The 11,483-nt window shown below is 71.1% G+C and carries 10 protein-coding genes; 8 read left to right on the plus strand and 2 right to left on the minus strand.

All coding sequences use genetic code 11. From position 1 onward, the window contains the following. Positions 1-338 precede the first annotated feature (338 nt). From LGR54_RS09300 to LGR54_RS09325, 6 genes are all read left to right on the plus strand, one after another. The gene (locus LGR54_RS09300) at positions 339-539 is read left to right on the plus strand and encodes a hypothetical protein (protein WP_230361691.1); all 201 of its coding nucleotides are present in this window, start codon (positions 339-341) and stop codon (positions 537-539) included. A gap of 20 nt (positions 540-559) precedes the next feature. Continuing rightward, a complete protein-coding gene (locus tag LGR54_RS09305) occupies positions 560-1,762 on the plus strand; it encodes a methionine ABC transporter ATP-binding protein (protein WP_230361692.1) in 1,203 nt (400 codons plus the stop codon). Between the two features lie 4 nt (positions 1,763-1,766). Then, positions 1,767-2,432, plus strand: a complete 666-nt coding sequence (locus LGR54_RS09310) for a methionine ABC transporter permease (protein ID WP_230362076.1) — start codon at positions 1,767-1,769, stop codon at positions 2,430-2,432. A gap of 27 nt (positions 2,433-2,459) precedes the next feature. Next, positions 2,460-3,251 (plus strand): MetQ/NlpA family ABC transporter substrate-binding protein, encoded by a 792-nt coding sequence (locus LGR54_RS09315; RefSeq protein ID WP_230361693.1) that lies wholly within the window; start codon positions 2,460-2,462, stop codon positions 3,249-3,251. A 195-nt stretch (positions 3,252-3,446) separates the two neighbouring features. Next, on the plus strand, positions 3,447-4,577 hold the full coding sequence (locus LGR54_RS09320) for a DNA repair exonuclease (protein ID WP_230361694.1): 1,131 nt from the start codon (positions 3,447-3,449) through the stop codon (positions 4,575-4,577). Beyond that, on the plus strand, positions 4,574-7,198 hold the full coding sequence (locus LGR54_RS09325; protein WP_230361695.1) for a DNA-binding protein: 2,625 nt from the start codon (positions 4,574-4,576) through the stop codon (positions 7,196-7,198). Before LGR54_RS09320 ends, LGR54_RS09325 begins: the two co-directional genes overlap by 4 nt. Positions 7,199-7,223: 25 nt before the next feature. Here the strand turns inward: LGR54_RS09325 and LGR54_RS09330 are convergent, their stop codons facing one another. Both LGR54_RS09330 and LGR54_RS09335 read right to left on the minus strand, forming a co-directional pair. Continuing rightward, positions 7,224-8,189 carry an MBL fold metallo-hydrolase gene (locus tag LGR54_RS09330; RefSeq protein ID WP_230361696.1) on the minus strand — a complete coding sequence of 322 codons (966 nt, stop codon included), beginning with the start codon at positions 8,187-8,189 and terminating at the stop codon, positions 7,224-7,226. Positions 8,190-8,332: 143 nt separating this feature from the next. Then, positions 8,333-9,628: an aminotransferase class III-fold pyridoxal phosphate-dependent enzyme gene (locus LGR54_RS09335; RefSeq protein WP_230361697.1), complete on the minus strand. Its 1,296-nt coding sequence runs from the start codon at positions 9,626-9,628 to the stop codon at positions 8,333-8,335. Positions 9,629-9,849: 221 nt separating this feature from the next. Between LGR54_RS09335 and LGR54_RS09340 the strand changes: the two genes are divergently transcribed. Both LGR54_RS09340 and LGR54_RS09345 read left to right on the plus strand, forming a co-directional pair. Further along, positions 9,850-10,545 (plus strand): TetR/AcrR family transcriptional regulator, encoded by a 696-nt coding sequence (locus tag LGR54_RS09340; protein WP_230361698.1) that lies wholly within the window; start codon positions 9,850-9,852, stop codon positions 10,543-10,545. Between the two features lie 132 nt (positions 10,546-10,677). Then, a complete protein-coding gene (locus LGR54_RS09345) occupies positions 10,678-11,370 on the plus strand; it encodes a TetR/AcrR family transcriptional regulator (protein ID WP_230361699.1) in 693 nt (230 codons plus the stop codon). Positions 11,371-11,483 lie beyond the last annotated feature (113 nt).

The raw sequence follows: 11,483 nt of genomic DNA on the forward strand, positions 1-11,483 counted from the left end.
TGTTATGCGCGCTGCCCAGACGCTATGCAGGCACCCCACACCAAGGGCGGATCCCAGTAATCTATTAGTTTGATTGACTTCTTGGGCCAGCGTGCTACATAAGCCGCCATCCGATGGCGAAGCTGTCGGATCGCGGGATTTGACACCCGGCAGATTGCACCGCGTCACCAATGCTAAAGCGCCACGGAGCGACTTCGTGGTTGGGCAACGAGCTTAAGGAGCTGAGCCATGACCATGTGTTGTCGACGTCCCAAACGGGCCTGAGGCCCCCTTCTCCGCCCTTGCCGAGACTGCAGGATCGTCCGCCGCGCGGTGATCCGACCATTGGGATATCCATCATGAGCTCCGTGACCCTGTCGGGCGCCACCGAGGCGCCGCTGAATCTTTCCGAACCCACCCTCGACGAGATCCTCGCCGATCCGCTCGTCGGCCTGATCCTGCGCCGCGACGGCCTCACCCCCAATGTGGTACGGGTGAAGCTTGACCGCGAGCGCCGGCGGCTCGCCCGCTCGGCGCCGGCGCTCTCCCGCGCTGCCTGAGCCGGCCCCGCACGACCGAGATGATGCTCCAGAACGCCGCCGCCCCGTCCTTCCCGCCTATTCTGTTCCGCGACCTCGCCGCCACCGCCCCCATGGCGGCCGGCGAGGCTTTTCGCGCGGCGGGCGCCCCCGGAAAGGCTCCCGGCAACGGGCAGGGCCGCGATGGGGTGGCCGGCGGCGCGTCCATCGTGCTGCGCAACGTCTCGAAGACCTTCCCTGCCCGTGGCGCCGATGCGGCGGTGACGGCGCTGGAGGACATCTCGCTCGAGATCCCGCGCGGCGAGATCTACGGCGTGATCGGCCGGTCCGGCGCCGGCAAGTCGACGCTGATCCGCACCATCAACGGGCTGGAGCGTCCCACCGGCGGCGAGGTGATCGTCGACGGCGTCGTCGTCAACCGGCTCGACGACGCGGCCTTGCGCGCCGAGCGGCGGAAGATCGGCATGATCTTCCAGCACTTCAACCTGCTGTCCTCGCGCTCCGCCTTCGACAATGTGGCGCTGCCGCTGGAGCTGTCCGGCCTGTCCCGCGCGGCGATCCGCGAGCGGGTGGAGCGGCTGCTCGACCTCGTCGGCCTCGCCGACAAGCGGGACCGCTACCCGGTCGAACTGTCCGGCGGGCAGAAGCAGCGCGTCGGCATCGCCCGCGCGCTCGCCACCGATCCCAAGGTGCTGCTGTCCGACGAGGCGACCAGCGCCCTCGATCCCGAGACCACCCGCTCCATCCTTGCCTTGCTGGCGCGGGTGAATGCCGAGCTCGGCGTCACCATCGTGCTGATCACCCACGAAATGGCGGTGATCAAGGAGATCTGCCACCGCGTCGGCGTCATCGAGGCCGGGCGCATCATCGAGGAAGGCCCGGTCGCCGAGGTGTTCGCGCATCCGCGCACCGCCACCGCCCGCTCCTTCATCGGCAGCCTGCCCGGCCGCGAGATCCCCGCCGCCCTCGCCGGACGCCTGCGCGACGACCCGGCCGGCGCGACCCAGAGCGTGCTGCGCCTCACCCTCACCGGCGCGGCGGCGAGCCAGCCGCTCGTCACCCGCCTCGCCCGCGAGCTCGGCATCGACATCGCCCTGCTCGGCGGCCAGATCGACAGCATCGGCTCCCTGCCCTTCGCGCTGCTCTATGTCGGCGTGCCGACGCCGGCCTGGGCGAGCGGCGCCGTCGGCGCGGCGCTGGAGGCCGCCGGCGCCCGCACGGAGGTGATCGGCCATGTTCTCTGACCTCATCTCGCCGGCCATCGTGAACCTGATCGTCGGCTCGACGCTCGAGACCCTCTACATGGTCGCCATCGCGGCGCTCATCGGCACGCTGGCCGGCCTGCCGCTCGGCATCTTCCTGGCGACCAGCGGCAAGGGCGAGCTGTTCGAGGCGGTCACCGTCAACCGCGTGCTCGGCCTGGTCGTCAACGCGACTCGCTCGACGCCGTTCATCATCCTCGTCGTCGCCATCATCCCCTTCACCCGGTTGGTCGCCGGCACCTCGATCGGCACCACCGCCGCCATCGTGCCGCTCTCCATCGCCGCCGCGCCCTTCATCGCCCGCATCGTCGAGGCGGCGGTACGCGAGGTCGACCAGGGCCTCGTCGAGGCCTCGCTGGCCATGGGCGCGACGCCTTTGCAGATCGTGCGCAAGGTGCTGATCCCGGAGGCGCTGCCCGGCCTGGTGCTCGGCGTCACCCTCTCGGTGGTCAGCCTGCTGTCCAACTCCGCCATGGTCGGCGCGGTCGGCGGCGGCGGCCTCGGCGACCTCGGCATACGCTACGGCTACCAGCGCTTCATGCCGGAGGTGATGCTGATCGTCGTCGTCGTGCTCATCGTGCTGGTGCAGTCGGTGCAGTCGCTCGGCGAGACGCTGGCGAAGAAGGTGAACCGTCGGCTGCGCCGCCACTGACCTGACGTCCGAATCCGGAGAATGACCATGCTTACCCGCACCGCCCTCGCGGCGCTCGCCGTGCTCCTCGCCGGCGCTGCCGGAACCACTGCCGCCCTTGCCGAGACCATCCGCGTCGCCGCCACCCCCGGCCCGCACGCGCAGATCCTGGAAGCCGCCAAGCCGGTCGCCGCCGCCAAGGGGCTCGATATCAAGATCGTCGAGTTCTCCGACTACGTGATCCCGAACCAGGCGCTCGACGCCGGGGAGATCGAGGCCAACTCCTTCCAGCACCAGCCCTATCTCGACGCCCAGAAGGCCGATCGCGGCTACGCCATCGAATCGGTGGCCACCACGGTGAACTTCCCGATGGGCATCTACTCGTCGAAGTGGAAGAGCTGGGCCGAGGTGCCGGACGGCGGCACCGTCGCCATCCAGAACGACCCGACCAATGGCGGGCGCACCCTGCTGCTGCTGCAGGAAAAGGGCATCATCAAGCTGCGCGACGGCGTCGGTTTCAAGCCGACCATCCTCGACATCGTCGAAAACCCGAAGAAGCTGCGCATCATCGAGCTGGAGGCCGCGCAGACGCCGCGCGCGCTCGCCGATGTCGACGCCGCCGGCATCAACACCAACTACGCCGTCTCCGCCGGCCTCGACCCGGTGAAGGACCCGATCCTGCGCGAGGACGCCTCCGGTCCCTATGTCAACGTCATCGCCGTGCGCAGCGTGGACAAGGACAAGCCGTGGGTGAAGACGCTGGTGGAATCCTATCGCTCGCCGGAGGTGAAGGCCTTCATCGACAAGCAGTTCAAGGGCTCGGTGCTGACCTCCTGGTGAGGCCGGCGCCTCCCCGCGCGCTGCCCGCTTTGCTGCCCGCCTGCCGGCGCCGCCACTGGCGCCGGCGCCCATCGGCGGGCATGTTGACGCCATGCACAGCCGCTCGATTCGCCCCCGGACCGCACCGCAGCCGATAGGCGGCGTGGCGGCCTGCGCCCTCGCGGCACGGCCCGGCCGCCCTAAATCGAGCGCCGCATGACGTTCCGTTTCCTGCATTCCAGCGACCTGCATCTCGGCAAGCGCTTCGGCAGCATCGCCGACGAAGGCCTGCGCGAGCGCCTGCGCGACGCCCGCCACACCGCGCTCGGCCGCCTCGCCGACCGGGCCCGCGCGCAGGGCGCCGGCACCATCCTGCTCGCCGGCGACACCTTCGACACCGAGACCCCCTCGCCGGCCATCCGCCGACAGGCGCTGGCGGAGATGGGCCATCAGGCCCCGCTCACCTGGGTGATCCTGCCCGGCAACCACGATTCGCTTCAGGCGAGCCAGCTGTGGAGCGCTCTGCGCGCCGAGGCGCCGCCCAATGTCGTGCTCGCCACCGAGCCGGCGCCGCTGGAGCTCATGCCCGGCGTCGTGCTGCTGCCGGCGCCCTGCACCACCCGCCGGCCCGGCCGCGACCTCACCGAGTGGATGGACGCCGCGCCGACGCCGGAGGGCACGCTGCGCCTCGGCCTCGCCCATGGCGCCATACGCGACTTCTCCGAGGACGGCGTCGGCCTCGACGTGCTGGCGCCGGACCGGGCGGCGCGCGCCGGCCTCGCCTATCTCGCGCTGGGCGACTGGCACGGCGCGGTGGAGGTCGATGCCCGCACCCGCTACAGCGGCACGCCGGAGCCCGACCGCTTCAAGCATGACCGTCCCGGCTCGGCGCTGCTGGTGAGCCTCGACACCCCCGCCGCGCCGCCGGAGGTGACGCCGGTGGAGACCGCGCACTTCGCCTGGCGCGAGCTGCCGCTGCATCTGCTGTCGGGCGACGACACCGCCGCCGGACTTCCCGGCCTGCTGCCGCCCGGCCCGGCGCGCCGGCAGACGCTGGCGCGCGTCCTCGCCTCCGGCCGCGCCAGCCTTGCCGGGCGCACCGCGCTCGCCGCCGCCATCGACCATGCCGCGCCGGAATTCGCCCTGCTGGAACTCGACGACAGCGGGCTCGCCACCGATGTCGAAGCCGGTGACCTCGACCTCATCGACCGTGCCGGGGCGCTGCGCGAGGCCGCCGAGGCGCTTTCCGCCGAGAGCCTCGACGAGACCCGTCCCGCCACCGAGCGCGCCATTGCCCGCGCCGCGCTCGCCCGCCTGTTCGCGCTCAGCCAGCAGGCCGGCGCATGAAGATCGCGGCGCTGCGGCTTCACAACGTCAAGCGCTTCGCCCGCCAGGGCGTCGCCATCGAGGGCATCGGCGACGGCGTCAACGTGCTGTGCGCCGCCAACGAGTTCGGCAAGTCGACCAGCTTCGAGGCGCTGCACGCGCTGTTCTTCCAGCCGCATACCGGCCTGCCCAAGGATGTGAAGCGCCTCCAGCCCTATAGCGGTGGCAACCCGCTGGTGGAGGCCGACATCGTGGTGCCGGAGGGCCGCTTCCGCCTCACCAAGCAGTTCATCGGCGGCCGGCGCGCCAGCGTCGTCGACCTCGCCACCGGGCGTCTCGTCGCGCAGGCCGACGAGGCCGAGCGCTTCATCGCCGGGCTCATCCGCGGCGGCACCGCCGGCCCGGCCGGGCTGCTCTGGGTGCGGCAGGGCAATACCGGCCTCGACAAGCGCAAGGAGGACGAGGACGAGCGGCAGGTCCGCGAGAGCCTGCTCACCTCGGTGCAGGGCGAGGTCGAGGCGATCACCGGCGGCCGGCGCATGTCGGAGATTCTCGCCGCCTGCGAGGAAGAACTGGCCCGGCTGGTCACCGCCACGCTGCGGCCCCGCGCCGGCGGCCCCTATCACGCCCTGCTGGAGGAGCGCGCCCGCCTCGCCGCCGAGGAGCAGCGCCTCGCCGCCGACGTCGCCACCCTGCGCGACGCGCTCGACCGGCGCGCCGCCACGCTCCGGCGCCTCGCCGAGCTCGGCCATGCCGAAGAGAAGGCCGCCCGCCGCGCCGCGGTCGACCAGGCCACCCTCGCCTTCGAGACCGCCAAGGCGCATGCCGAGAAGCTGAAGGCAGCGGAAGCCGAAGCCGCCCTCGCCGGCAACCGCCGCGACACCGCCGCGCGCGAGCTGGCCGCGTTCCACGAGGCACTGGAGCGCGCCGGCGCGCTCGCCGCCGAACTCGCCGCGGTCGAGGCCCGCCGGGTGGAGGCCATCGCCCGCCGCCGCGCCGCCGCCGCCGCCATCGACGCCGCAATGGCCGAGGTGCATGCCAGCGAAGCGCGGGAGCAGGAAGCGCGGGAGCTGCTCGCCCGCCTTGATGCCGCCCTGAAGGCCCGGCAGGCCACGCAGGAACTGGAGGCGCTGCGCCTGCGTCTGCGCCAGGCGGAAGCCGCCCGCGCGGCGAGTGAGCAGGCCGAGGCGGCGCATGCGCTGCTGGCCGTCCCCGCCGACGCCGTCGAGCAGCTGCAGCGGCTCGAGATCGAGATCGCCCGGCTGCGCGCCGCCGAGGAGGCGAGCCTGCCCTCGCTGCGCCTCGCCTATGAACCGGGTGCTGCCGCGCTCCTGCTCGACGGCGCGCCGCTGCCGCCGGACGAGGACCGCGCCATTCGCGATGTCGCCCATGTCGCTCTCCCCGGCATCGGCGCGCTGACCATCCGCTCCAACCGCCCGGCCGGCGCCGACAATGCCCGCAAGGCCGCCGAGCGCAGCCGCGCCGAGCGGCTCGGGTCGCTCGGCGTCGCCGACCTCGCCGCCGCCCGCCGCCGGCAGGTGGAAGCGCAGGAGAAGGCCGCCGAGCGCGAGCGGCTGCGGCTCGATCTGCGCCATTTCGCGCCGGAGGGCTTGCCGCGTCTGCGCGAGGAGGTCGCCCGCCGCGCCGTGGTGCCGCCGGAAGCGCTGGAGCTGACGGCCGACCCGGAGCAGGCGCGGACGGCGCTCGCCCGTGCCGGCGAGCAGGTCGCCGCCGCCCGCAATGCCGCCCGCGAGGCGCAACCGCTTCAGGCCCGCGCCATCGAGGCGCATGCCGAGACGGAAGCGGCGCTGAAGACGCTGGCCGGCGAGTTGTCCCGCCTCGACGCCCTGCTCGGCCCGGGAGCCGAGCGCCCGGCGCGGAAGCAGGCCCTCGCCGCCGCCCATGCCGAACGCCGCGACGCCTTCGCGACGGCATCCGCACGGGCGGGCGACCTGCGTGACGCCGCTCCCGATCTCGCCTCCGCCGAAGCCGTTCTGCGCCGTGCACGCTCGGTCGAGGACGCCGCCAGCCAGGAAGAAAGCCGGCTCCACATTACCCTTGCCGACCTCAACGGCCAGATCCGCACCCGCGCCGACGACGCGGTGGAAGAGGCGTGGAGCGAGACCCGCGACGCCCTCGACGCCGCCAATGCCCGCGTGAAGGCCTTCGAGACCGAGGTGGCGGTGCTCGATCGGTTGCGCACCGCGCTCCAGGCCTCGCGCTCGGCGGCGCGCGACCTCTATCTCCAGCCGGTGCTCGCCGAGCTGAGGCCGCTGCTCGGCCTCCTCTTCGACGACATCGCCATCACCTTCGACGAGAAGACGCTGCTGCCGCAGGCGGTGCGCCGCAATGGCCAGGACGAGGAGGTCGACCGGCTCTCCGGCGGCATGCGCGAGCAGCTGTCGGTGCTCACCCGCCTCGCCTTCGCCCGGCTGCTCGCCCGCGACGGCCGGCCGGCGCCGGTGATCCTCGACGACGCGCTGGTCTATTCCGACGACGACCGCATCGAGCGCATGTTCGACGCCCTGCACCGGCAGGCGCTGGAGCAGCAGATCATCGTGTTCTCCTGCCGCCAGCGCGCCTTCTCCCGGCTCGGCGGCAACGTGCTGCACATGCAGCCCTGGCAGCCCGACCTCGGCTGAGGCCGGGCGCGCCGGGGCGGGCCGCTCAGAGCACGAACCGCTTGCCCACGGCCGAGGGCACCACTTTCTCTCCATGGGCCGCGGCGAGAGCACTCACCGCGCGCCAGCCGGTGCAATGGCCGGGCACGATCAGTTGCAGGTCGAACCGCGCCAGCGCCTCGACCGTTTCCGGGATGATCGCCTCGGTGCTTCCGGAGAGGTGGAAACCGCCGAACACGCCATAGAGCGGAATGTCGGGAAAGCGGGCGCGGGCGTGGGTCAGCACGTTGATCAGCCCGGCATGCGAGCAGGCGGTGAAGACGACCAGCCCCTTGCCGGCCACGTTGACCGCGACGAAGCGTTCGTCCGGCATCACTTCGTCCGGCTCCCACGCCCCCGTCGCGGTCTGGCGATACTGGCCGGGAAGCCCGCGCTCGAAGCCGCTCACCCGCGGAATCTCGCCGCTCACATGGAAGCTCCCGCCGAACAGCGCCTGTTCGTCGCGGGTGACGATGGCCTTGGCGCCGTTGCCGGAGAGGATGTCCACGCTCGGCACCGGCTCCATCGGCCGGAACGTCCCATCGGCGGAACGCGACGCGCGAAGGGCGAACATGTCGGGGTGAAGATAGGTCGGCACCGGCTTGCCGCCATTGCCCATCGCGATCATCTGGAGCGCGCGCGGCAGCGCCCCGCCATGGTCCCAGTGGCCGTGCGACAGCACCACCGCGCCGACGGCACCGAGATCGACTCCGAGCCGGCTCACATTGCGTTCGAACACCCATTCCTCGGGCCCGGTATCGAACAGCAGCGCATGACGTGCCGCACCCGTCCGGACGGTGATCAGGCAGGACAGCCCGTGCGCCGCGCAGCACAGGCATTTCCCGGAGAGCCAGGGCATGCCGCGACGGCGATGGCCGGCGAACTCGGTCTCGACGAAGCGGGGGTTCGACGAGAGGCTGTCGGTCGTATTGTCGACCAGGAAGAGAATGTCTGCCGTGTCGACGGCCTGCATGGAAGTGACCCCGCCTCGAGATGCGACGGGGCCACTCTAGTGCGTTCCGGCGCCGCGCCTAGTGCGCCGGCGGCCGGCAGGCGGGCGGAGACCGGCCAGCCGGCCGCCACCCGATGTGTCGGCGGCCGGGCCGCCGCCGCATCTCACGCCGACAGCAGCGCCGCGCGCTCCAGCCGGTCGCGCACCACCGGGCGCTCCAGCGGCAGGCTGGCGCGGTCCTGCGCCTTCAGCGCCGCGAAGGCGCCGTCGGTCGCCTCCAGCGTCAGCGCCACGTCCTTCTCGGTCAGCGCGGCATTGATGAACATGTTGTGGTAGGGGTGCAGGTACACGCCGCGCCGCACCGCCGCCGCCGTCCAGAAATAGCCGAGCCGCATCTCCGGGTCGTCGGCGAACAGGATCTGCGGCATCTGCACCGGCCCGCTCTGGCGCAGCGCGAAGCCATAGGCGGCCGCCTGCGCGTCCAGCCCCTCGCGCAGCAGCCGGCCCATGCGCTCGGTGCGCTCCAGATAGTCGCTCTCGCGCACGATCTTCAGCGTGGCGATCGCCGCCGCCATCGGCACCGCCGAGAACCAGTAGGAGCCGGTGACGAACACGCTGGTGGCCGCCTTGCGCATGTGCTCCAGCCCGACCAGCGCCGAGATCGGCTGGCCGTTGCCGATCACCTTGCCGATCGAGGTCAGGTCCGGCTTCACCCCCAGCGCCGCCCAGGCGCCGTCGCGCGACAGGCGGAACGCCGCGCGCACCTCGTCGAGCACCAGCACCGCGCCCTCGGCGTCGGCGAGGCGGCGCGCCTCGCGGGCGAAGGTGGCGTCCGGCTCGGACTGGTCGCGGAAGGTCTCGTGGCGGAACGGAGTGGCGAAGATCGCGGCGATGTCGCCTTCATGCGCCTTCACCGCCTCGGCGAGGCTCTGCGGATCCTGGTCGCGGTAATAGACGATATGGCCGCGATCCTCGGAGAGGATGCCCGCCGGCCCCGGCGTGCACCACGGCGCGGCGCCGTGATAGACGCCCTTGCCGACCAGGATCTTGCGCTTGCCGGTATGGGAGCGGGCGATCACCGTCGCCATCGAGGTGGCGTCGGTGCCGTTCTTGCAGAACATCGCCCAGTCGGCGTGGCTGAGCATGCCGACCATGTCCTCGGCCAGCGTCACCATGATCTCGGACGGGCCGGTCAGCGTATCGCCGAGCTGCATCTGCGCCCGCACCGCCGCGTCGACCTCCGGCTGGCGATAGCCGAGCAGATTGGGACCGTAGGCGCACATATAGTCGATATATTCATTATCATCCGCGTCCCACAGCCGCGTGCCCTCGGCGCGGCGGAAGAACTGCGGGAAGTCAGCCGGCAGCAGGGCGGTCGATTCGTGCCCGTACATGCCGCCGGGGATCACCTTGGCCGCCCGTTCCTTGAGTTCGGCATTGCGCGAATTGGTCCAGCTCATGAAGGAAATCCCGGTTCCGGAAGGAGGCGCCGCCGATGCATCCTGCGCGGCCGGACGGTGCCCCGGAACGCCCTGCCTGCATGTCTGGCGAGTTCGACAACGACAATAATGATAAAAATATCGACTATCAATCGGAAACTGCACAAGCGGCCAACAGGCGATTTGCGGCCCTACCGCCGTCCGTCTAGCCTCCTCCGGGGAAAACGCGCGGCAGGGGCACGATGAGCAGCGATACCGGCGGGACTGAAGCCAGCCGCGAGAGCGACGACGACAGCGAAATCGCCGCCACCGAGCGGGCGCCGGCACGGCGCCGGCGCGGCCAGCTGCGGCTGAAAGTGCTGATCGAGGCCACCGACGCCCTGCTCGCCGAACACGACGTCAGCGAGGTCGGCCTCTACCAGATCGCCGAGCGCGCGGGGGTGCCGACCGCCTCGATCTACCACTTCTTCCCGAACAAGGAAGCGGCGCTGGTGGCGCTGGCGGAATCCTGCCTGGCGGAGATGGGCGAGACCGTCCGCGTCGAGCTGACGCCGCGCCCGGCGACATGGCAGGAGCTGATCACCCGGCGGGTGCGGGCCGGCGCCGCCTATTACAATGAGCACCCGGCACTGATGAAATTGTTCCTCGGCGCCAGCATCAGCGCCGAGGTGCGCAAGCGCGACATGGCCGGCACCCTCGCCATGAGCGAGGCCCGCATCGAGCTGCTCGACCGCTATTTCGTCATGCCGCCGGTGCCGGACTGGACCGACAGGGTCGCGACCTCGCTGGCGCTGTGCGACGGCATCTGGGCGCTCTCCTACAGCCAGCACCGCTGCATCACCCCTGCCTCGATCGAGGAAAGCACCCGCGCCGTCCTCGCCTATATGCGCCTCTATCTGCCGGAATGGATTGCTCCGCGCCCGCCGCAGGCCGGTTGATCGCGGCCGACCCGGGAGCCGTAATGAGAGAAATATCGATTTGCACGGTTGACGATACCCATCAACTGGCAAATCCTCACCGGCACCCACGACCCTAATCGAGTTCATCGACGCTTCGGCGCACGAGGCGGCATGGCAGATAGCCAAGATAGCGGCAACCAAGATACCGGCAACCAAGATACCGGCAGCCCAGACAGCAGCGGAACGCTGCACCGCCCGCCGGTCCGCAAGCGCGGCATCGAGCGCTTCGAGCACCTGCTCGACGCCACCGCGGCATTGATCGGCGAGCGCCCGGACGAAGAGGTCAGCCTCGCCAACATCGCCGCCCGCTCCGGCGTGCCGCTGGCCTCGCTCTACCACTTCTTCCCGAACCGCAACGCCGCGCTGGTGGCCCTGGCACAGCGCTACCACCGGCAGATCCACGAGCTGGCCACCTTCCCGGCCGGCAGCGCGCCGCAGCGCTGGCAGGAGGTCTTCGCCTTCCGCGTGCGCAACACCGCCCGATTCCTCAACGACAATCCGGCGGCGCTGCGCCTGTTCATGGGGGCCGGGGTCAGCGCCGAGGTGCGCAACACCGACGTGGCCGGCAACGACCGGCTAGCCGCCATGCGGGCGGATTATCTGCACCGCCATTTCGTCATGGCGCCGATGCCGGATCTGCCCCGGCGGATCGCCGTCTCGCTGGCGATCCTCGACGGCATCTGGGCCTATTCCTACAGCCACCACCGGCGGATCACCGACGACTATGTCGACGAGGCGATCCGCGCCACGCTGGTCTATCTGCGCTGCTTCCTGCCCGAAGAGCTGCAGCCGCGCACGGATTGAGCGCGCCCTCCGCCCACCCCGTCGAGGCGCCTCCAGGAATTTATCGACTTTTCTCTCATTTTCTCCGCACCCTTTCCGCGACCAAGTGGCGGCAGATCATCCCGCAATCCGCC

Origin of the sequence: Ancylobacter sp. Lp-2 (genome assembly GCF_020523795.1) — a bacterium.
Classification (GTDB): Bacteria; Pseudomonadota; Alphaproteobacteria; order Rhizobiales; family Xanthobacteraceae; genus Ancylobacter.